This is a genomic window from Hansschlegelia sp., from assembly GCF_035538955.1.
Taxonomy (GTDB): Bacteria; Pseudomonadota; Alphaproteobacteria; order Rhizobiales; family Methylopilaceae; genus Methylopila.
On sequence record NZ_DATLJK010000015.1, the window covers coordinates 357008 to 376226 of the forward strand.

Annotated in this window: 23 protein-coding genes; 13 read left to right on the top strand and 10 right to left on the bottom strand. The window is 68.7% G+C overall.

The genetic code is table 11. The features are described from left to right. Positions 1-14: 14 nt before the first annotated feature. The 3 genes from VM780_RS13660 to VM780_RS13670 all read right to left on the bottom strand — a co-directional run bounded on the left by VM780_RS13660 (position 15) and on the right by VM780_RS13670 (position 2274). The gene (locus tag VM780_RS13660; RefSeq protein ID WP_325448216.1) at positions 15-1073 is read right to left on the bottom strand and encodes a hypothetical protein; all 1059 of its coding nucleotides are present in this window, start codon (positions 1071-1073) and stop codon (positions 15-17) included. Then, positions 1048-1596, bottom strand: a complete 549-nt coding sequence (hslV, locus tag VM780_RS13665; RefSeq protein WP_325448218.1) for an ATP-dependent protease subunit HslV — start codon at positions 1594-1596, stop codon at positions 1048-1050. The genes VM780_RS13660 and hslV overlap by 26 nt, the downstream gene beginning before the upstream one ends. A 141-nt stretch (positions 1597-1737) precedes the next feature. Then, a complete protein-coding gene (locus VM780_RS13670; RefSeq protein WP_325448799.1) occupies positions 1738-2274 on the bottom strand; it encodes a DNA starvation/stationary phase protection protein in 537 nt (178 codons plus the stop codon). Between the two features lie 305 nt (positions 2275-2579). Between VM780_RS13670 and hisB the strand changes: the two genes are divergently transcribed. From hisB to hisA, 4 genes are read left to right on the top strand one after another with little or no spacing between them, the layout of a single operon-like run. Beyond that, positions 2580-3173 carry an imidazoleglycerol-phosphate dehydratase HisB gene (gene hisB, locus VM780_RS13675; RefSeq protein WP_325448220.1) on the top strand — a complete coding sequence of 198 codons (594 nt, stop codon included), beginning with the start codon at positions 2580-2582 and terminating at the stop codon, positions 3171-3173. Positions 3174-3186: 13 nt separating this feature from the next. Continuing rightward, the gene (locus tag VM780_RS13680; RefSeq protein ID WP_325448222.1) at positions 3187-3672 is read left to right on the top strand and encodes a DUF2628 domain-containing protein; all 486 of its coding nucleotides are present in this window, start codon (positions 3187-3189) and stop codon (positions 3670-3672) included. After that, a complete protein-coding gene (gene hisH, locus VM780_RS13685) occupies positions 3669-4304 on the top strand; it encodes an imidazole glycerol phosphate synthase subunit HisH (protein WP_325448224.1) in 636 nt (211 codons plus the stop codon). The genes VM780_RS13680 and hisH overlap by 4 nt, the downstream gene beginning before the upstream one ends. Next, entirely contained in the window at positions 4292-5038 is a 747-nt protein-coding gene (gene hisA, locus VM780_RS13690; protein ID WP_325448226.1) for a 1-(5-phosphoribosyl)-5-[(5-phosphoribosylamino)methylideneamino]imidazole-4-carboxamide isomerase, read from the top strand. Before hisH ends, hisA begins: the two co-directional genes overlap by 13 nt. A 1-nt stretch (position 5039) precedes the next feature. Here the strand turns inward: hisA and VM780_RS13695 are convergent, their stop codons facing one another. Then, positions 5040-5279 carry a hypothetical protein gene (locus VM780_RS13695; protein ID WP_325448227.1) on the bottom strand — a complete coding sequence of 80 codons (240 nt, stop codon included), beginning with the start codon at positions 5277-5279 and terminating at the stop codon, positions 5040-5042. Positions 5280-5332: 53 nt separating this feature from the next. Here VM780_RS13695 and hisF point away from each other — a divergent pair, with 53 nt between their 5' ends. From hisF to coaA, 3 genes are read left to right on the top strand one after another with little or no spacing between them, the layout of a single operon-like run. Further along, positions 5333-6115: an imidazole glycerol phosphate synthase subunit HisF gene (gene hisF / locus VM780_RS13700; protein WP_325448229.1), complete on the top strand. Its 783-nt coding sequence runs from the start codon at positions 5333-5335 to the stop codon at positions 6113-6115. Between the two features lie 33 nt (positions 6116-6148). Then, complete coding sequence (locus VM780_RS13705) at positions 6149-6472, top strand: phosphoribosyl-ATP diphosphatase (RefSeq protein WP_325448231.1); 324 nt, start codon at positions 6149-6151, stop codon at positions 6470-6472. Continuing rightward, positions 6472-7428: a type I pantothenate kinase gene (gene coaA / locus VM780_RS13710; RefSeq protein ID WP_325448233.1), complete on the top strand. Its 957-nt coding sequence runs from the start codon at positions 6472-6474 to the stop codon at positions 7426-7428. Before VM780_RS13705 ends, coaA begins: the two co-directional genes overlap by 1 nt. A 9-nt stretch (positions 7429-7437) precedes the next feature. On the opposite strand, the gene dapE is transcribed toward coaA, so the two are convergent. The 3 genes from dapE to VM780_RS13725 form a co-directional block, all read right to left on the bottom strand. Next, positions 7438-8586 carry a succinyl-diaminopimelate desuccinylase gene (gene dapE / locus VM780_RS13715; protein WP_325448235.1) on the bottom strand — a complete coding sequence of 383 codons (1149 nt, stop codon included), beginning with the start codon at positions 8584-8586 and terminating at the stop codon, positions 7438-7440. 81 nt (positions 8587-8667) lie between these two features. Further along, positions 8668-9510, bottom strand: a complete 843-nt coding sequence (gene dapD / locus VM780_RS13720) for a 2,3,4,5-tetrahydropyridine-2,6-dicarboxylate N-succinyltransferase (protein ID WP_325448237.1) — start codon at positions 9508-9510, stop codon at positions 8668-8670. A 57-nt stretch (positions 9511-9567) separates the two neighbouring features. Beyond that, entirely contained in the window at positions 9568-9993 is a 426-nt protein-coding gene (locus VM780_RS13725) for a cytidine deaminase (RefSeq protein ID WP_325448238.1), read from the bottom strand. A gap of 96 nt (positions 9994-10089) precedes the next feature. On the opposite strand from VM780_RS13725, the gene VM780_RS13730 reads away from it, so the two are divergent. From VM780_RS13730 to pheT, 6 genes are all read left to right on the top strand, one after another. Further along, complete coding sequence (locus VM780_RS13730; protein WP_325448241.1) at positions 10090-10929, top strand: TSUP family transporter; 840 nt, start codon at positions 10090-10092, stop codon at positions 10927-10929. Between the two features lie 41 nt (positions 10930-10970). Next, on the top strand, positions 10971-11471 hold the full coding sequence (locus tag VM780_RS13735; protein ID WP_325448243.1) for a hypothetical protein: 501 nt from the start codon (positions 10971-10973) through the stop codon (positions 11469-11471). 207 nt (positions 11472-11678) lie between these two features. After that, positions 11679-11876 carry a 50S ribosomal protein L35 gene (gene rpmI / locus VM780_RS13740; protein ID WP_131003061.1) on the top strand — a complete coding sequence of 66 codons (198 nt, stop codon included), beginning with the start codon at positions 11679-11681 and terminating at the stop codon, positions 11874-11876. 37 nt (positions 11877-11913) lie between these two features. Continuing rightward, positions 11914-12273 (top strand): 50S ribosomal protein L20, encoded by a 360-nt coding sequence (gene rplT, locus VM780_RS13745; protein WP_325448245.1) that lies wholly within the window; start codon positions 11914-11916, stop codon positions 12271-12273. A gap of 192 nt (positions 12274-12465) precedes the next feature. Continuing rightward, positions 12466-13557: a phenylalanine--tRNA ligase subunit alpha gene (gene pheS / locus VM780_RS13750; protein WP_325448247.1), complete on the top strand. Its 1092-nt coding sequence runs from the start codon at positions 12466-12468 to the stop codon at positions 13555-13557. Then, positions 13554-15974: a phenylalanine--tRNA ligase subunit beta gene (gene pheT / locus VM780_RS13755; protein WP_325448249.1), complete on the top strand. Its 2421-nt coding sequence runs from the start codon at positions 13554-13556 to the stop codon at positions 15972-15974. Before pheS ends, pheT begins: the two co-directional genes overlap by 4 nt. 260 nt (positions 15975-16234) lie before the next feature. Here the strand turns inward: pheT and VM780_RS13760 are convergent, their stop codons facing one another. The 3 genes from VM780_RS13760 to sdhA form a co-directional block, all read right to left on the bottom strand. Continuing rightward, a complete protein-coding gene (locus VM780_RS13760) occupies positions 16235-16408 on the bottom strand; it encodes a hypothetical protein (protein ID WP_325448251.1) in 174 nt (57 codons plus the stop codon). Positions 16409-16528: 120 nt separating this feature from the next. Beyond that, on the bottom strand, positions 16529-17311 hold the full coding sequence (locus VM780_RS13765) for a succinate dehydrogenase iron-sulfur subunit (RefSeq protein ID WP_325448253.1): 783 nt from the start codon (positions 17309-17311) through the stop codon (positions 16529-16531). Between the two features lie 62 nt (positions 17312-17373). Continuing rightward, positions 17374-19218 carry a succinate dehydrogenase flavoprotein subunit gene (gene sdhA / locus VM780_RS13770; RefSeq protein WP_325448255.1) on the bottom strand — a complete coding sequence of 615 codons (1845 nt, stop codon included), beginning with the start codon at positions 19216-19218 and terminating at the stop codon, positions 17374-17376. Between the last annotated feature and the right edge of the window lies 1 nt (position 19219).

Consider the following 19219-nt stretch of genomic DNA (forward strand, 5'->3'; position numbering starts at 1 on the left):
GGGGCTTCGGAATCTCAGGACGATGGAGGGAGGGCGGCGCGCAGCGAAGCGGGCAGCGGCGCCAGCGCGAGACGGCGCGCCGGACGCCATCCGGCGCCCAGCGCGACCACGATGCCGCCCAGAATGACAAGGGTCAGCGCGAAGATGGTGGCCGAGTCGAACTGCGCACGGGTGATCAGCGCCCCGATCGCCGCGCCGAAGTAGATCAGGCCTGACATCAGCAGCGCGCGGCGGTCGACGACCAGCGCGACCAGCGCGAGCGCCGCCAGGATCCCAACCGCCGCTGCTGCTTCGGATGACGTAGGATTTGCAGGCTCGGCCACCACGAAGCTCAGCAGCGCGTGCACGATCATCGGCGCCGCCAGCAGATGCAGCCAGAAGCCATTGTCGGCGGCGAGCGTCCGGCGCTCCGGATCGCGCAGGTCGTAGGCCATGGCGGTCGCGAACACGAGCAGGCCCAGGACCAGCAGCAACTCGCGCCAGCGCTGCTCCAGCAGAGCCTCAGCGTGCAAGCCCAGCAGGGACAGAACAAGGCCGATCGCGCAGGCGGCGATCAACAGGACCGAGAACGGCAGCCGGAAGCGCAGGCGGAAGGCCGCCGCCGCGGCGAGCGCCGCCGCGATCACCCAAGGGGCCTGCGTCCCCAGCGGATCGTCGAAGTCCCGGCCGTCAAACGCAAACGAAGCCGCCATCGCGGCGTAGATCGATAAGGCGGCGGCGAGCACGATGCTCGGCAGCACCAGGCGCTGTCGGCGCGTGAAGACCTCCGCGAGCACCCAGACGACCGCAGCGCCAGCCGCAATCCCCGCCGCCAGGGCCTGCGGCGGCAGAAGCGCGGACATGGCGAGCCGAAGCCCCGCTAGCAAAACCACCAGGCCGACGCTCATGAAGACGTCGTGGAAGCCGCGCACGAAGCGGACGCCCTCGCGATCCGGCAGGCTCAGAGCGCCGGCCGGCGGCGGAGCGTCTCGCGCGGCAAGAAAGGCCCGCAGCCGCTCCGCCTGGCCAGCGTCGATCACGCCGGCGGCGACCGCGGCCTCGAGCCCGTCAGCCGACGGTTTCAAGGCTCTCAACAGTGACGTTGTCGTTGGTGTAGACGCAGATTTCGGCGGCGATCTTCATCGCCTTGCGCACAATCGTCTCGGCCTCCGCCTCGGTGTCAATCAGCGCGCGGGCGGCCGAGAGCGCGTAATTGCCGCCCGAGCCGATCGCCGCGACGCCGTTTTCGGGCTCGAGCACGTCGCCATTGCCGGTGATCACCAGCGCCGTGTTCTGGTCGGCCACCAGCATCATCGCCTCGAGATGGCGGAGATAGCGGTCGGTCCGCCAGTCCTTGGCGAGCTCCACTGCGGCCCGCAGCAACTGTCCGGGATACTGTTCGAGCTTCGCTTCGAGCCGCTCGAACAGCGTGAAGGCGTCCGCGGTGGCGCCGGCGAAGCCCGCAATGACTTCGCCCTTGGCGATCCTGCGAACCTTGCGCGCGGTAGCCTTCATGACCGTCTGGCCGAGGCTGACCTGGCCGTCGCCACCGATCACGACGCGGCCGCCCTTGCGCACGAGCAGGATCGTCGTGCCATGCATCTGATTGTCGGACATCGAGGCTCCGCAGGAGAATTCGGAGCCTCACGTAATCATTCGCGAGCCTTTGGCAACTTGGCTTCAGGACCTGCGTCGCGAGGGCGAGGTTTGCAGGACCGCTGGCGCGACAATCAGGAGCGCCAGCGGCCGGTCATGACTTCAGTGGCCGCTCGACGGCCCGCGCGAGGCTTCGAACAGGAACCAGGCGCGGCGCTCGGCTTCGTCAATCCAGTTCTCGATCAGGCTCTCGGTCGCGACGTCGTCATGATCGTCGCAGAGGTCGTGGACCTCCTTCATGCGCACCACCATGTCGAGATTGTCCTGGCGGAGCTCGGCCAGCATGTCGAGCGGCTCCACGAAGTCCGCGTTATTGTCCGCGACACGCTGCAGCCGGGAGATGTGGCCGATTGAGCGGAGGGTCGTGCCGCCGATCTTGCGCACGCGCTCCGCCATATCGTCCGTGGTCGCGAGGATCTGGGCCGCCTGCTCGTCGAGCATCAGATGGTAGTCGCGGAAGTGCGGTCCGCTGACGTGCCAGTGGAAGTTCTTTGTCTTGAGGAACAGCGCGAAGGTGTCGGCGAGCAGCGCGTTCATCGCGCCTTCGATGTCGCGCGTGGCGTTCGAGCCGAGCCGCGTCGGGGTGGCGAGCGCCGCCTTTCGGCGCGTCTTGGCCTCCTGCGCGCTCGCCTCGGACATCTTCGCGGCTTTGCCGCTTTGGCTCTTGCTCTGCGTGTTCTTCGCCATGGAAGCGGCTCCGGAAGGAAGCCCGCCGCGCCGGGGGGGCCGGATGTCGAGCATGAGGGGAGCCGCGGCGCCGGCCTCAGGCCGAGGTATGTTTTCCGCAACGAATGTCGAGAGGGCGCGACGCCTTGATTTCCGCGGGGCCGACGGGCATTTCGACCGCGGTTGGTCCGGGCCATGGCTCTGACGCGCCGGCCGTGGTAGTCACGCGCCGTTTCGTTCCAAGACACATGCGCGCGAGCCGCGCTGGAGACGCGCCCATGCGACGGGGCGAAGTGACGAGGAAAACCGCCGAGACCGAGATCGAGCTGTCGCTCGACCTCGACGGCACCGGCGCGTCGAAAATCGCGACCGGCGTCGGCTTTCTCGACCACATGCTCGAGCTGCTGTCGCGCCACGCCCTGATCGACCTCGATGTGCGGGCGCAGGGCGATACGCATGTCGATTTTCATCACACCACCGAGGACGTCGGGATTGCGCTCGGACAGGCGGTGCGGCAGGCGCTCGGCGATATGAAGGGCCTGACGCGCTACGCCGACGTCCACATGCCGATGGACGAGACGCTGACGCGCGTCGCGCTTGACGTCTCGGGTCGGCCTTTCCTGGTCTGGCGGACCGAGTTCGCCGTGCCGAAGATCGGCGAGTTCGACACCGAACTGGTGCGGGAGTTCTTCCAGGCGTTCGCCAGCCACGCGGCGGTGACGTTGCATGTCGAGACGCTCTATGGCGCAAACGCGCATCACATCGCCGAGTCCTGCTTCAAGGGGCTCGCGCGCTGCCTGAAGGCGGCGCTCGCGATCGATCCTCGCGCCGGCGACCGGCTGCCCTCGACCAAGGGCCGGATCGGCGACTGACAAGGTTTTCGGAATGCGGAACTGGCTGATCTATGAACCGCCGGGCGGCGCGCAGCCGACGCTCGAGGGCGTCGAGGCGTTCGTCACGGTGCGGGAGGGCTTCTCGAAGTTCGCTTTCCTGGTCCCGCTGGTCTGGCTCGTCTGGCGCAGGTGCTGGGCCGCGCTCGTGGTCTATGCGCTTGTCGAGATCGCGCTCGCTATCGTCGTGCAATGGGCGGGGGTCGGCGGCGGGAGCGCGGTCGTGCTCGCCTTCCTGCCGAACCTGGCGCTCGGGCTCGAGGCCGCCTGGCTGCGCGCCCGCTCGCTGGAGCGGCGCGGATATCGGCTTGTCGGGTCGACGCTCGCCCGCACCCAGGAGGAAGCCGAGGCGCACTTCTTCCACGAATGGCTTGGCGAAACGACGCGCGAGCGGACCTCGTCCGTCCGTGACGGCGGCGGCTACCGCGCGCAGCCGTCGATGGTGCTGGGTCTGTTTCCGCAGCCGGGCGGCGCCCGGTGACGACCGCGATCGTCGACTACGGAGCCGGCAATCTCCGTTCGGTTGAGAAGGCGCTGATCCGCGCCGGCGCGAGCGATGTCCTGGTTACGAGCGACTGTGACGTGATCGCGCGCGCCGACCGGGTCGTTCTGCCCGGCGACGGCGCCTTTCCGGACTGCCGCGCGGCGCTCGGCGACGTCTCCGGGCTCGGGGAGGCTCTGCAGGAGGTCGTGAAGGCGCGCGGCCGTCCGTTCCTCGGCATCTGCATCGGGATGCAGATGCTTGCGACCGAGGGCGAGGAATACCGGCCGACGCCGGGCCTTGGCTGGATTCCAGGTCGGGTGCTGCGGATCGAGCCGGGCGAAGCCGACCTGAAGGTCCCGCATATGGGCTGGAACACGCTGGAGGCGCGCCGGCCGCATCCGCTTCTCGACGGCCTCGCGCTTGGGCCGCAGGGTCTGCACGCCTATTTCCTGCACGCCTACCACCTTGTTCCCGACGATCCGGCGGACGTGGTGGCTTCGGCGTCGTATGGCGGTCCGGTGACCGCGCTCGTGGCGCGCGACAACGTCGCGGGCGTCCAGTTCCATCCCGAGAAGAGCCAGCGCCTCGGCCTGGCGCTGCTCGACGCGTTCCTGCGGTGGCGTCCGTGATCCTCTATCCTGCGATCGATCTGAAGGGCGGCTCCGTCGTGCGCCTCAAGGAAGGCGACATGGAGCGCGCCACCGTCTACGGCAGCGATCCCGCCGCGCAGGCGCGCACCTTCGCCGAGATCGGCTTCAGCTGGATCCACGTCGTCGACCTCGACGGCGCCTTCGCCGGCGCCTCGGTGAACGCGGCGGCGGTCGACGGCATCCTGGACGCGGCCGGCGTGCCCGTGCAGCTCGGGGGCGGCATTCGGGACATGAAGGCGGTCGAGGCCTGGCTGAAGCGCGGCGTCTCCCGCGTCATCCTCGGCACCGCGGCCGTGCGCGACCCTGACTTCGTGAAGGCTGCGGCGCAGGCTCATCCCGGGCGGGTCGCCGTCGGCATCGACGCCCGCGACGGCCGAGTCGCCGTTCAGGGCTGGGCGGAGGTGTCCGACATGACGGCCCTCGACCTCGCCCGCCGGTTTGAAGACGCTGGCGTCGCCGCCATCATCTACACCGACATCGCGCGCGACGGGCTCCTCAAGGGGCTGAACCTCGAAAGCACCCGCGAACTCGCGGAAGCCGTGTCGATCCCCGTGATCGCCTCCGGCGGCCTCGCCGACCTTGAGGACGTCCGTCGCCTGCTGCAGCCCCAGAACGCCGCGATCGCCGGCGCCATCACCGGCCGGGCGCTTTACGACGGTCGCCTCGACGGCCGTGAGGCGCTCGCCTTCGTCAGGGCGGCCAAGGGGGCGTGAACTAGGAGTGGCGTTGCAGGATGCCGGCCGTCACCATCAGCGCGAGGACCACGCCGTACAGCAGAAACCAGATTGCGATGTGGGGCCGATGGGTCAGAAGGAATTTGGATATGGCCTTGCCGAGAACCGGGTCGTGACCTGCCTGACGTTGCATGCGGGACGCCAGCCAGATCGTGTAGGCGATGCAGAGAGCTCCGACCCCGGTTGCCGCGAATCCCACGATCTGGCTGGCTGGCGTCATGATCCCCATCCTTCGCAGACACATTCAGCGGTGAGTTCGAAAGATATTGCTTCATGCTGAAAGTTCGCGTCATCCCCTGCCTCGACGTCAAGGACGGGCGCGTCGTGAAGGGCGTCCAGTTCGTCGACCTGCGCGACGCTGGCGATCCGGTGGAGGCGGCGATCGCCTATGACGCGGCCGGCGCGGACGAGCTCTGCTTCCTCGACATCACCGCGAGCCATGAGGAGCGCGCGATCCTGCTCGACGTCGTCGCCCGCACCGCCGAGAACTGCTTCATGCCGGTCACCGTCGGCGGCGGGGTGCGCTCGGTCGAGGACGTGCGGGCGCTGATGCTTGCGGGCGCCGACAAGGTTTCGATCATGTCCGCGGCGGTGAACGACCGCTCGGTCGTGGCGCGCGCGGCGGAGAAATTCGGATCGCAGGCGATCACGGTCGCGGTCGACGCCAAGAAGGTTTCGGCGCCCGGCGAGCCCGACCGTTGGGAGGTGTTCACCCATGGCGGCCGGCGGCCGACGGGTCTCGACGCCGTCGCCTATGCGGCGGAGGTCGCGAGCCTCGGGGCCGGCGAGATCCTGCTGACCTCGATGGACCGCGACGGCACCCGCGACGGCTACGATCTCGCGCTCACTCGGGCGGTGGTGGAGGCCGTGCCGGTCCCGGTGGTCGCTTCCGGTGGCGTCGGCTCGCTGGACCATCTGGTCGAGGGCGTGCGCGAAGGCGGCGCGAGCGCCGTGCTGGCCGCGTCGATCTTCCATTTCGGAGAGCACACGATCGGCGAGGCAAAGGCTCGTATGGCCGAGGCAGGCCTGCCGGTCAGGCTTGATCCCGGCGCGTAGGCGCCGCCCGGATCGCAAGCGAGAGGCTGTCGGATGACGCGCTTCACCATCGAGGACCTCGAACGCATCGTGGAAGCGCGCGCTTCCGCGTCTGCGACGGATTCCTACACGCGCGCGCTGATCGACGCGGGTCCCGCCCGTTGCGCCAAGAAGCTCGGCGAGGAAGGCGTAGAGGCGGCCCTCGCGACGGTCGCCGGCACGAAGGTCGATCTCGCTTCCGAGGCGGCTGACGTGCTCTACCACCTGCTGGTGGCGCTCAAGGTCCGCGGCGTGACGCTCGCTGAAGTGATGCGGGTGCTTGAGCAGCGCACGGGCCAGTCGGGGCTGGCGGAGAAGGCGTCGCGGAAAGAGCCTTGATGGACGACAAGCCGCGGATCGGTAGCCCTTCGCCCTACACGACGTTTACGCGCCGCGACTGGGCGGCCCTGCGCGCCGATACGCCGATGACGCTCGACGACGCCGACCTCGATCGGCTCGCCTCCGTCGGCGATCCGATCGACATGGACGAGGTCGAGGAAATCTACCTGCCGATCTCGCGCCTGCTGGCGTTCTATGTCGCCGCCCGCCAGGAGCTCTATCGCGCCACGCAGCGCTTCCTCGGACACGGCGAAACCCGCGTGCCGTTCCTGGTGGCGGTGGCGGGCTCAGTCGCCGTGGGCAAGTCCACGACGGCGCGCGTGCTGCGCGCGCTGCTCGCCCGCTGGCCCGACATGCCGAAGGTCGATCTCGTCACCACCGACGGCTTTCTGCTGCCGAACGCGATCCTGGCGCGCGAGAACCTGATGGGCCGCAAAGGCTTTCCGGAAAGCTACGACGTCCAGGGCCTGCTGCGCTTCGTGTCCGACATCAAGGCCGGCAAGCAGCGCGTCACAGCGCCGGTCTACAGCCACCTCGTCTATGACGTGGTGCCGGGCGAGGAGATGGTGATCGAGAAGCCCGACATCGTGATCCTCGAGGGCCTGAACGTGCTCCAGGTCGGCGACAAGCCGAGGAACGGGCGCGTGCAGCCCTTCGTGTCCGACTTCATCGATTTCGGCATCTATCTCGACGCCGACGAGGGCCTGTTGCGGCGCTGGTATGTCGACCGGTTCATGCGTCTTCGCGACACCGCGTTCCGCGATCCGCAGTCCTATTTCCGCAAATACGCTGAAGCGTCGCGGCAGGACGCGCTCGAGACGGCGGACACGCTGTGGACCGACATCAACCTGCCGAACCTGCGCGAGAACATCCGCCCGACGCGTCCCCGCGCCGATCTCATCCTCAGGAAGGGCGAGAGCCACCGCATCGAAGAGGTGCGGCTCCGCAAGATCTGAGCGCCGCCCTTAGAGCCTAGCGACCCGCTCCAGAATGCGCTCGTAGACGCGGGTCAGCCGCTCGAGATCCTCCACGGCGACGCGCTCGTCGACCTGGTGCATCGTGCGGCCGACGAGGCCGAACTCCACCACGGGGCAGTGAGCCTTGATGAAGCGGGCGTCCGACGTGCCGCCGCTCGTAGAGAGCTCCGGCCGGCGGCCGGTCTCGGCTTCGATCGCCTCCGACACCAACTCCACAAGCGGTCCCGGCGGCGTCAGGAAGGCGTCGCCGTTCGGCGGCTCGAACGCGAGCTGGTAGGCCGCGGGCCCGATCGCTGCGTCGAGGCGGGCGGCGACCAGCGCCATCAGCTCCTGCGCCGTGTGACGGTCGTTGTAGCGGATGTTGAACCGGACCCGCCCCTCGCCCGGGATCACGTTGAAAGCGCCCGCGCCGCTTTCGAGCCCGACGATCTCCAGATTGGACGGCTGGAAGTGCTCCGTGCCGCGGTCCAGCGGCTCGTCCAGCAACGCTGCGAGCGCGCCCGGCAGTTTGCGGATCGGATTGTCGGCGAGCTGGGGGTAGGCGACGTGGCCCTGGACGCCTCGGATCGTGACGGTTCCCGACAGGCTGCCGCGCCGGCCGACCTTCACGGCGTCGCCCAAGGCCTCCGGGTTCGTCGGCTCGCCGAGCAGGCAGGCGGAGAAACGGTCGCCGCGCGCGACGGCCCATTCGAGCAGCGCCCTGGTGCCGTTCACCGCCGGGCCCTCCTCGTCGCCGGTGATGAGGAAGGCCAGCGGCGTCTTCAGGCTCGGATTGCGGGCGACAGCCGCGACCATGCAGGCGATCGCGCCCTTCATGTCGACCGCGCCACGGCCGAACAGCTCGCCGCCGACGATCTCGCCCGAGAACGGTCCGCGCCGCCAGCGGCCGACGTCGCCCGGAGGCACGACGTCCGTGTGACCGGCGAACACGAAAGCCTCGCCCTCGCCCCTGCGGGCGAACAGGTTCTCGACGTCCGGCGTTCCCTCGGCCGAAAAAACCGGGCGGTGAACCTCGAAGCCGAGCGGCCGCAGCAGGCCCTCGAGCAGCGCGAGCGCGCCGCCTTCCTCGGGCGTGACGCTCGGGCAGGCGATCAGCGCCTGCGCGACGGCGACGGGATCCCGGGGATCGACGTTCATCGATGCGTCCTCCAGCCGTAGCGCCTGGCCGGCGGTCTCTTCCCTGCCGCCCGAGCGGGAGAGGGCAGGCCGCTTACGACCTCAATCCCTCAACAGCTCGTTGATCCCGGTCTTGGAGCGGGTCTTCTCGTCGACGCGCTTCACGATGACGGCGCAGGACAGGGCAGGGCCGGGCGAGCCATCCTTCAGCGGCTTGCCGGGCAGCGCGCCCGGAACCACGACGGAGTATTCAGGCACCTCTCCGACGAAAACCTCTCCGATCACCCGGTCGACGATCTTCGTCGAGGCGCCAAGGAATACCCCCATGGACAGCACCGAGCCCTTGCGGACGATCACGCCTTCGGCGACCTCGGAGCGGGCGCCGATGAAGCAGTTGTCCTCGATGATGACCGGTCCGGCCTGCAGCGGCTCGAGCACGCCGCCGATGCCGACGCCGCCGGAGATGTGACAATCCTTGCCGATCTGCGCGCAGGAGCCGATCGTCACCCAGGTGTCGACCATCGTGCCGCTGTCCACATAGGCGCCGACATTCACGAAGGACGGCATCAGCACCACGCCCGGCGCCACATAGGCCGAGCGTCGGACGATCGAGCCCGGCACCGCGCGGAAGCCGGCCTGCTTGAAGCGTCCTTCGTCCCAGCCGTCGAACTTGGAGGCGACCTTGTCCCACCAGGCAGCCTTGCCGGGCCCGCCGGGGATGCGCTCCATGTCGTTCAGGCGGAACGACAGCAACACGGCCTTCTTGACCCACTGGTGCACCGTCCAGCCGCCGTTCTCGGGCGTCGCCACCCGAAGTTCGCCGCTGTCCATGGCGGCGAGGACGCGCTCGACAGCCTCGCGTTCCGGGCCCTTGGTCGAAGGTCCGATCTCGGCGCGGCGCTCCCAGGCGGCCTCGATGACGGAGGCGAGATCGGCGTGGCTCATGGGCGAAAACTCCTGACGTGCTGGCGCGGGACGTTTGGGGTCCCGCAGACGAGCTTGTCAATCACGTGCGGCCGCGTCGGGCAGATTGGCGGGGCCAAAGCTCTCCGGCAGCAGCGCTTCCAGGGTGAAGCGCGCCCGGACGCCTTCAGGGCCGGCGACGATCACAACGGCGTCCGGGGCCGCGAATTCGCGGATGCGCTGCCGGCAGGCGCCGCATGGCGTGCAGAGCGCCTCGCCATCCGCCACCACAAGGACGGCGGCGATCTTCCGGGCCCCGGAAGCCGCCATCGCCGAGATCGCCCCCGCCTCCGCGCAGGCGCCGACCGGATAGGCGGCATTTTCGACATTGCAGCCGGCATGGACCGCGTCATCCTGCGTCAGCACCGCCGCGCCGACCGCAAAACCCGAATAGGGCGCGTAGGCATGCGCGCGCGCAGTGAGCGCGGCCTCGAACAGCGCAGTCACGGCCGTTTCGTCGATCATCCCCGCTCCTGCATCGAATATCTCGCGCCATGATAGCCTGCGGCAGGCGCGCCAGCGACCGAACGCCTGACGGAGCTCTTCCGGGGTGCTATCAGCATGCCCCGCCTCGCGTCAGCCTCCGGCTTGCTGTTGTCCTTTCCGCCCGAAACCCTGCTCCTGTTCGCGCTTTCGGGCGTCGTTTCCGGCACGATCGACGCGATCGCAGGCGGCGGCGGATTGATCGCGCTGCCGGTTCTGCTCCTCGGCGGGCTCGATCCGGCGTCTGCGGTCGCGACCAACAAGCTTCAGGGCACGCTCGGAACCGCGACCGCGACCGCCCGGTTCGCGCGCGCCGGCCTGCTCGACCTCCGCGCCGCCGAAACTTGGGGGCTCGCGGCGTCCTCCTTCGCCGGCTCTATCCTTGGAGCGCTTTGCATCGCTTTCGCGCCGATCCACGTGATGCGGGTCGGGCTGCCTTTCCTGCTGATCGCGGTCGCGCTCTACTTCGCCTTCGGCCCCCGGATGTCGGACATCGACGTGACGGCCCGCCTGTCGCCGCGCGCTTTCGCCCTGTGCGCGGCCCTCCCAATCGGCTTCTATGACGGTCTGTTCGGCCCTGGCGCCGGATCTTTCTTCATGATCGCGATCGTCGGCCTTGCGGGCCTCGGCGCCCTGCGCGCGGTGGCGCGCACCAAGCTCCTCAATCTCGCCTCCAACGTCGCGAGCCTGCTCGTCTTCCTGGCCGCCGGCACGATCGTCTGGTCGGCCGGCCTCGCCATGGCGGCCGGCGCCTTCGTGGGCGCGCGCATCGGCTCGGCATTGGCGCTGAAGCATGGGGTCGGTCTCGTGAAGCCCCTGCTGGTCGTGGTCGCGCTTGCGCTTGCGCTCAGGCTGATGCTGGATTCGAGCCATCCGGTCGGGGCGGCCCTGCGGGCGCTGACCGGCGCGTCGGCCTGACAGACCGGCGGGATCGACCAACAGTGGGCAAAGGCGTCGCAATGAAGCCCGTTCGCCTCAGCTTCCTGATCCTGGCTGGCGCGCTCATGGCCGCGCCGGCCGGCGCAGCCCAGACAGGCGGCTGCGGCGCCTTCGCCTGGCCGATCGCGCCTGACCTGAAGCTGCTCGCGCAGCCGCGCTGGGTGGAGAGCGGCGCGAGCGTCGACGTCGCGGCGCCCATCGGGTTGCGCCTTGGCTTGAAGGACGACGCCTCGGCGGATTTCGCCCTTCCGCCGCAGCGGACGCCTGCGCCACGCTCTCAAGGCGGCATTCTGCGCTTCGAGGCGAAGGCGGGCGTCTACCAGATCACCCTGACCGAAGCGGCGTGGACGGATCTGGTGCAGGACGGCAGGGCGCTTCAGCCAACGGAATTCTCAGGCGTCTTGGATTGTGAAGGCGCCCGCAAGACGCTGCGTTACGAGCTCTCGGCCGGCCCCGCCACGCTGCAGATCAGCAATGCGCCGGGCCGCAGCATCGGCGTCGCGCTGACGCCGCCCAAATAGCCGCCCCGCACCGGCGCGTCGGCGGGCTCCAGCCGTTGCAAATTCGCGGGCTGCAGCCTATAAGCCCGGCTTCCGCGCGGGCCCGGCCAGTATGGGCTGCCGTGGCGCGCCCCATGCTCGAGGCTTTGCGCCTGATTTCTCCGTCTCCGGTTCGCCCGGCGGCGGCGCGATCGTTCAGCGAGGCCTCTCCTCACTTCGGAGAGCGAAATGCCCAAGATCAAGTCGAAGTCGGCGGCGAAGAAACGCTTCCGCTTCACCGGGACCGGCAAGGTCATCTCTGCCCAGGCCGGCAAGCGCCACGGCATGATCAAGCGCACCAACAAGCAGATCCGCAATCAGCGGGGCACCACCATCCTGACGCCGCAGGACGCGCGGATCGTCAGGACGTTCCTGCCCTACGGCTGAAGCTGCTTTTCCCCATAAACGCTTGAGAGATTAGACCATGGCTCGCGTGAAACGGGGCGTTACGTCCCACGCCAAACACAAGAAGACCCTCGCCGCCGCGAAGGGCTTTTACGGCCGCCGCAAGAACACGATCCGCGCCGCCAAGGCGGCCGTCGATCGGTCGATGCAGTACGCCTACCGGGACCGCAAGAACAAGAAGCGGACCTTCCGGGCGCTCTGGATCCAGCGCATCAACGCCGCCGTGCGCGAGCACGGCCTGACCTATTCGCGGTTCATCGACGGCCTCGGCAAGGCCGGCATCGAGATGGACCGTCGGACAATGTCGGAGCTCGCCATCGCCGAGCCGGCCGCGTTCGCCGCTCTGGCCGAAAAGGCCAAGGCCGCGCTTCCGGCGTGAGGCCCTGAGGCCGGCTCCGCGCCGGCCTTCCCGCATAGAGCTCGTCATCCTCCGGCTTGTCCGGAGGATCCATCTCAGGCGTAGAGCTCCGGACCCGACATGGGTCCTCCGGTCGAACCGGAGGACGACGCCGCGGGTGGAGGCGCCGTTGTCGCGAGCACGGCGCTGTATCGCGATCCGGCGTCCTCCCCCATGTCCGACCTCGACAGCCTGAACACCCTTGAAGCCGAGATCCTCGGATCGATCGGCGCGGCCTCCGACGAAGCCGCGCTCGAGGCCGTGCGCGTCGCGGCGCTCGGGAAGAAGGGCTCGGTCTCCGAGAAGATGAAGACGCTCGGCGGCATGGACCCCGAGCAGCGCAGGACGGTCGGCCCGGCCCTGAACGCGCTGCGCGACCGCGTCGCCGCCGCCATCGCGGAGAAGAAGGCGGCAATTGCGGACGCCGCGCTCGAGGCGCGGCTCGCGTCCGAGAAGCTCGATGTCTCGCTTCCGGTGCGGGAGAGCCCGCTCGAGACCGGCCGCATTCACCCAGTCAGTCAGGTTACGGACGAACTCGTCGCGATCTTCTCCGCGATGGGCTTTTCCGTCGCCGAAGGCCCGGACATCGAGACCGACGACCTCAACTTCACCAAGCTGAACTTCCCCGTCGGCCATCCGGCGCGGGAGATGCACGACACCTTCTTCCTGCCGGAGAAGGAGAACGGCGAGCGCCTGCTGCTGCGGACCCACACCAGCCCGGTGCAGATCCGGACCATGCAGTCGCAGGAGCCGCCGATCCGTGTGATCTGCCCCGGCCGCACCTACCGCTTCGACATGGACCAGACGCACACGCCGATGTTCCATCAGGTCGAGGGGCTGGTGATCGACCGCGACGCCCATCTCGGCCACCTCAAATGGGTGCTGGAAGAGTTCCTCAAGACCTTTTTCGAGGTGCCGTCGGTCGAGCTGCGGTTCCGGCCGTCTTTCTTCCCCTTCACCGAGCCGTCAATGGAAGTCGACGTCCGCTGTCGCAAGCTGCCGAACGAGATCCGGATCGGCGAGGGCGACGACTGGCTCGAGATTCTGGGCTGCGGGATGGTCCATCCCAACGTTCTGCGGAACTGCGGCCTCGACCCTGACGTCTGGCAAGGCTTCGCCTGGGGCATCGGCATCGACCGGATCGCGATGCTGAAATACGGCATGCCGGATCTGCGCGACCTGTTCGGCGCGGACGCCCGCTGGCTCGCGCATTACGGCTTCCGCCCGCTCGACTTCCCGACGCTCGCCGGAGGGCTGTCGTCGTGAAGTTCTCGCTCTCCTGGCTGAAAGAGCACCTCGGCGGCGACGCCGACCTCAAGACGGTCACCGACACGTTGACCCGCGTGGGCCTCGAGGTGGAGCACGTCGAGGATAAGGCGGGGGATCTGTCGGCGTTCATCGTCGGCCACATCCTCGAAGCCAGCCGGCACCCGAACGCCGACAAGCTCCAGGTCTGCATGGTGGACGTCGGCAAGGGCGCGCCCCTGCAGGTGGTGTGCGGCGCTCCGAACGCGCGGCCGGGCCTCAAGGTCGTGTTCGCCGCCCCGGGGACCGTCATTCCGGCGACGGGCCAGAAGCTCGGCGCGTCCGAGATCCGCGGCGTCGCCTCCGGCGGCATGCTGTGCTCCTCGCGCGAGCTTGGGCTGGGCGACGAGCATGACGGCATCATGGAGCTGCCCGAGAACGCGCCGGTCGGCCGCCCCTTCGCCCCCATGGTGGGGCTCGACGATCCGGTGATCGAGATCGCCGTCACCCCAAACCGGCCGGATTGCCTCGGCGTGCACGGCGTCGCGCGCGATCTCGCCGCCGCCGAGATCGGCGAACTGCGCGACCCGGCGATCAAGCCGGTCGTAGGCGCTTTCCCGTGCCCCAAGGCGGTGCGGTTCGACTTCGGCGACGCGGAGCCGCTGTCGCCCTTCTTCGCGCTGCGGCTGGTGCGTGGCGTCCGGAACGGCCAGGCGCCCGAATGGCTGCGCCGCCGACTCAAGGCGATCGGCCAAAAGCCGATCAACGCGCTGGTCGACGTCACCAATTACATGACCTTCGACCGCAACCGGCCGCTGCATGTGTTCGACGCGGCCAAGGTGAAGGGCGACCTCATGGTGCGCCGCGGGCGCGCCGGCGAGAGCTTCCTCGCGCTCGACGGCAAGACCTATGCGGTTGACGAGACGATGTGCGTCATCGCGGACGACAATGGCGTCCAGTCGCTCGCCGGCGTGATCGGCGGCGCGGCTACCGGCTGCGACGAGAGCACGACCGACGTGCTGATCGAAAGCGCGCTTTGGGACCCGCTCAACATCGCCCGCACCGGCCGAACGCTTAACGTCAACTCGGACGCCCGCTACCGGTTCGAACGCGGCGTCGATCCGGCCTTCACGGTTCCGGGCCTCGAGCTTGCGACCCAGCTCGTGCTCGAGATCTGCGGCGGCGAGCCGTCCGAGATCGTCTCGGCCGGCGCAGTCCCCGAGCGGAACCTGATCATCGACTTCCCCGTCTCGGAGGTGCGCCGTCTCACCGGCCTTGATCTCGCTCCGGCCGAGATCAAGGCCACGCTTGGCCTGCTTGGCTTCTGGGTCACCGGCCATGGCGATCGACTGAAGGTCGCGGTTCCGAGCTGGCGGCCCGACGTCGAGGGCAAGGCCGACCTCGTCGAGGAGGTGGTGCGGATCATCGGACTTGATCGCGTCGCCGCGACCCCGCTGCCGGCGACCGCCAGCGTGTCGGGCGCGAGGCTGAGCCTGATCCAGCGCCGCGCGCGCAACGCGCGGCGGACGCTCGCCGCGCGGGGGCTGGTAGAAGCGGTGACGTGGTCCTTCGTGTCGAAGGCTCAGGCCGAAGCCTTTGGGGGCGGCAAGGCGGAACTCGCGCTCGCCAATCCGATCTCGGCCGACCTCTCGGACATGCGGCCGAGCCTGCTGCCGGCCCTGATCGCAGCGGCGCAGCGCAACGCCGACCGCGGCGTCGGCGACGTGGCGCTGTTCGAGGTCGGACAAACCTTTCTGGGGGACCGCCCAGAGGACCAACGCATGTCGGCCGCCGGCGTCCGGCGCGGAACCGCGAAGGCGCGTGGCGCCGGCAGGCATTGGGGTGAGGCGACGCTCCCCGTGGACGCCTTCGACGCTAAGGGCGATGCGCTGGCGGCGCTCGCCGCGCTCGGCGTTTCGCCCGCCTCCGTCCAAGTGGCCCAAGGGGCCGCGCCCAGCTGGTTCCATCCGGGCCGGTCGGCGGCGCTGCAGCTTGGTCCTAAGGTTATTCTCGGCGCGTTCGGAGAGCTTCACCCCCGGGCGCTGCAGGCGCTCGGCGCCTCCGGCCCGCTCGTCGGCTTCGAATTGACCCTCGACGCCGCGCCGCAGCCCAAGGCGAAACCGACGCGGGCCAAGCCGCCCTTCGAGGGCTCAGCCCTGCAGCCGGTTTCGCGCGATTTCGCCTTCCTGGCCGACCGCGATGTGCCGGCGGCCGAGCTGATCCGGGCCGCCCAAGCCGCTGACCGCAAGCTGGTCACGCGCGTCGACCTGTTCGACCGCTACGAGGGACCGGGCGTGCCGGAAGGCAAGGTCTCGCTCGCTCTGGCGGTCACGCTGCAGCCGCGTGAGAAGACGCTTACCGACGCCGAGATCGAGGCCATCGCGGAGCGCATCGTGGCGCAGGTCGCCAAGGCGACGGGCGCGACCCTCCGCGGCTGAGTCGGCGGCGAGTCCAGGCTGATCGCCCGGAAGTATTCGCGGGACTAACAGGACCTCGGGCGAGTCCTGAGCTCCTGCATCTCCATCAGCGGGAGTCGAGTCACGGTTCGTTCCAGAAGAACGAATCGCGGACGAATCGCCGATTCTCGATTCGTTCGCATTCGACTCAAGTTCGGGAGCAAACCGAAGGCTTTTGTTAACCATGCGGGACAAAAGACTCCGGGCCGGGCGACGCGCGCCCGGCTGGAGGCAGGTCGCGGCTACTCGGCCGCGAGGGTGAGCCCGAGTTCCGACGCCTTGGCGTGAACGTCGGACTGCGACCGGCGCAGGCGCATGGCGATCAGGCCAGCGGGGGCCTTCTCTCGTGCGAGCTCCTGCAGCTGCTGTACGTTTTCGAGCGTCCAGGGACGATCCTGCTCGACGGTGTCGTTCATTGCGGCCTCCCTTGCCCTATGGACACTAGGGAGCTAGGCGCGCGGCCGGAGCGCGTCGACAGCTAGGCACGCCTAAATTATCGGCGGACGCTCTGATGAGCAATCGGATGGCGGGCAGGGTTAGAACTGCCGCGCGACCATGAGCTGCTTGATCTGAGCGATGGCCTTGGCGGGGTTGAGGCCCTTGGGACAGGTCTTGGCGCAGTTCATGATGGTGTGGCAGCGGTAGAGGCGGAACGGATCCTCCAGCTCGTCGAGGCGCTGGCCGGTGCGCTCGTCGCGGCTGTCGACAAGCCAGCGATAGGCCTGCAGCAAGGCGGCGGGGCCGAGATAGCGGTCGCCATTCCACCAGTAGCTCGGGCACGACGTCGTGCAGCAGGCGCACAGGATGCACTCGTAGAGTCCATCGAGCTTGGCCCGATCCTCGCGCGACTGCCGCCACTCGTCGCCCGGCTCGCGGGTGTCGGTCTTGAGCCAGGGCTCGATCGAAGCATGCTGGGCGTAGAATTGGGTGAGGTCCGGAACGAGGTCCTTGACCACCGGCATATGCGGCAGCGGGTAGATCTTCACGATCTTGCCGCCGGCGCAGTCATCCATGCCCTTGGTGCAGGCGAGGGTGTTGGTCCCGTCGATGTTCATCGCGCAGGAGCCGCAGATGCCCTCGCGGCAGGAGCGCCGGAACGTCAGCGTCGAATCGACGTTCGACTTGATCCAGATGAGCCCGTCCAGAACCATCGGGCCGCAGTCGTCCCGGTCGACCCAAAAGGTGTCGACGCGCGGGTTCATGCCGTCGTCAGGATTCCACCGATAGACCTTGAACGGCGTGACGTTCTTGGCAGCAGGCTTCGGCCAGGTCTTGCCTTCGATGATCCGCGAGTTCTTCGGGAGGGTGAGCTGGACCATGTTCCCTCAGGCCCCGATCAGGTTCGAGGCGCTTCTTGGCGCGCCGGCCGACGCCAGGGCGGTCAATAAACCCGCGCCTTCGGCTCGATGTACTGGATGTCGTTCGTCATCGTGTAGGTGTGCACCGGGCGGTAGTCGATCGACACCTCGCGGGTCTGCGTGTCGGCCCAGGCCAGCGTGTGCTTCATCCACTCCTTGTCGTTCCGGTCCGGAAAATCCTCGCGGGCGTGGGCGCCGCGGCTTTCCTGCCGGTTGACCGCGCTCTCCATCGTGACCACCGCCTGCGCGATCAGATTGTCGAATTCGAGCGTCTCGATCAGGTCGGAGTTCCAGATCAGGGAGCGGTCCGTGATGCCGACGTCGTCGGAGCCGGACCAGACGTCGTGGATCAGGCCGCGCCCTTCCTCGAGCACCTCGCCGGTGCGGAACACGGCGCAGTTGGACTGCATCACCTTCTGCATTTTCAGGCGGAGCTGGGCCGTCGGCGTGCCGCCGGAGGCGTGGCGCAGCCGGTCGAGCCGGGCCAGCGCCGGATCGGAGGCGCCGCGCGGCAGCTCCGGATGCCTGGAGTTCGGCTCAACCAATTCGGCGCAGCGGTCGGCGGTGGCGCGGCCGAACACCACCAGGTCGATCAGCGAGTTCGAGCCGAGTCGGTTCGCGCCATGGACGGAGACGCAGGCCGCCTCGCCGATCGCCATCAGGCCCTGTACGACCGAATCCGGATCGCCGTTCACCTTGGTCAGCACCTCGCCGTGAAAGTTCGTCGGGATGCCGCCCATGTTGTAGTGCACCGTCGGCAGGACCGGGATCGGCTCCCGCGTCAGGTCGACCCCAGCGAAGATCTGCGCGCTCTCAGAGATGCCCGGCAGGCGCTCGTGCAGAATGGCGGGGTCGAGGTGGTCGAGATGCAGGTAGATGTGGTCCTTGTTCTTGCCGACGCCACGGCCTTCGCGAATTTCGATCGTCATCGAGCGCGAGACCACGTCGCGCGATGCGAGGTCCTTGGCTGAGGGCGCATAGCGCTCCATGAAGCGCTCGCCCTCGGAATTCGTCAGATAACCGCCTTCGCCGCGCGCGCCTTCCGTGATCAGGCAGCCTGCGCCATAGATCCCCGTCGGGTGGAACTGCACGAACTCCATGTCCTGCAGCGGCAGGCCGGCGCGCAGCACCATGGCGTTGCCGTCGCCCGTGCAGGTGTGCGCGGAGGTCGCCGAGAAATAGGCGCGGCCGTAGCCGCCGGTCGCGAGGATCGTCCGCTTGGCCCGGAAGCGGTGCAGCGTGCCGTCGTCCATTCTGAGCGCGACGACGCCGATGCAGGCGCCCTCCTCGTCCATCATCAGGTCGATGGCGAAGTATTCGATGAAGAATTGCGCCTTGGCCTTCAGCGCCGCTCCATAGAGCGTGTGCAGGATGGCATGCCCGGTGCGGTCGGCGGCCGCGCAGGTGCGCTGCGCGGTGCCCTTGCCGTAATGGGTCGTCATGCCGCCGAACGGACGCTGGTAGATCTTGCCTTCCTCGGTGCGCGAGAACGGCACGCCCCAGTGCTCGAGCTCGTAGACGGCGGCCGGCGCGTTGCGGACCAGGTACTCGATCGCGTCCTGGTCCCCGAGCCAGTCGGAGCCCTTGACGGTGTCGTACATGTGGAAGCGCCAGTCGTCCTCGCCCATGTTGCCGAGCGCGGCCGAGATGCCGCCCTGCGCCGCCACCGTGTGCGAGCGCGTCGGGAACACCTTGGTGATGCAGCCGGTCTTGAGCCCCGCCTCGGAGCAGCCCACGACAGCGCGGAGGCCGGCGCCGCCGGCGCCGACGACCAGCACGTCGAAAGTGTGGTCGGTGAACGGGTAGGCGCGTCCGTTGACGGCCGGCGTGACGCCGGCTCCGCGGGAGGGGCTCGCAGGTCCGGCCATA

Bases quoted from the DNA above. Each gene is read 5' to 3' on its own strand.
- coaA (WP_325448233.1), top strand. From the start codon at position 6,472: ATGGACGACAAGCCGCGGATCGGTAGCCCTTCGCCCTACACGACGTTT.
- sdhA (WP_325448255.1), bottom strand. From the start codon at position 19,218: ATGGCCGGACCTGCGAGCCCCTCCCGCGGAGCCGGCGTCACGCCGGCC.
- rplT (WP_325448245.1), top strand. From the start codon at position 11,914: ATGGCTCGCGTGAAACGGGGCGTTACGTCCCACGCCAAACACAAGAAG.
- VM780_RS13735 (WP_325448243.1), top strand. From the start codon at position 10,971: ATGAAGCCCGTTCGCCTCAGCTTCCTGATCCTGGCTGGCGCGCTCATG.
- VM780_RS13670 (WP_325448799.1), bottom strand. From the start codon at position 2,274: ATGTCCGAGGCGAGCGCGCAGGAGGCCAAGACGCGCCGAAAGGCGGCG.
- hisB (WP_325448220.1), top strand. From the start codon at position 2,580: ATGCGACGGGGCGAAGTGACGAGGAAAACCGCCGAGACCGAGATCGAG.
- dapD (WP_325448237.1), bottom strand. From the start codon at position 9,510: ATGAGCCACGCCGATCTCGCCTCCGTCATCGAGGCCGCCTGGGAGCGC.
- VM780_RS13705 (WP_325448231.1), top strand. From the start codon at position 6,149: ATGACGCGCTTCACCATCGAGGACCTCGAACGCATCGTGGAAGCGCGC.
- dapE (WP_325448235.1), bottom strand. From the start codon at position 8,586: ATGAACGTCGATCCCCGGGATCCCGTCGCCGTCGCGCAGGCGCTGATC.
- pheS (WP_325448247.1), top strand. From the start codon at position 12,466: ATGTCCGACCTCGACAGCCTGAACACCCTTGAAGCCGAGATCCTCGGA.
- VM780_RS13695 (WP_325448227.1), bottom strand. From the start codon at position 5,279: ATGACGCCAGCCAGCCAGATCGTGGGATTCGCGGCAACCGGGGTCGGA.
- rpmI (WP_131003061.1), top strand. From the start codon at position 11,679: ATGCCCAAGATCAAGTCGAAGTCGGCGGCGAAGAAACGCTTCCGCTTC.
- hisF (WP_325448229.1), top strand. From the start codon at position 5,333: ATGCTGAAAGTTCGCGTCATCCCCTGCCTCGACGTCAAGGACGGGCGC.
- VM780_RS13680 (WP_325448222.1), top strand. From the start codon at position 3,187: ATGCGGAACTGGCTGATCTATGAACCGCCGGGCGGCGCGCAGCCGACG.
- hslV (WP_325448218.1), bottom strand. From the start codon at position 1,596: ATGTCCGACAATCAGATGCATGGCACGACGATCCTGCTCGTGCGCAAG.
- VM780_RS13765 (WP_325448253.1), bottom strand. From the start codon at position 17,311: ATGGTCCAGCTCACCCTCCCGAAGAACTCGCGGATCATCGAAGGCAAG.
- VM780_RS13725 (WP_325448238.1), bottom strand. From the start codon at position 9,993: ATGATCGACGAAACGGCCGTGACTGCGCTGTTCGAGGCCGCGCTCACT.
- VM780_RS13760 (WP_325448251.1), bottom strand. From the start codon at position 16,408: ATGAACGACACCGTCGAGCAGGATCGTCCCTGGACGCTCGAAAACGTA.
- VM780_RS13730 (WP_325448241.1), top strand. From the start codon at position 10,090: ATGCCCCGCCTCGCGTCAGCCTCCGGCTTGCTGTTGTCCTTTCCGCCC.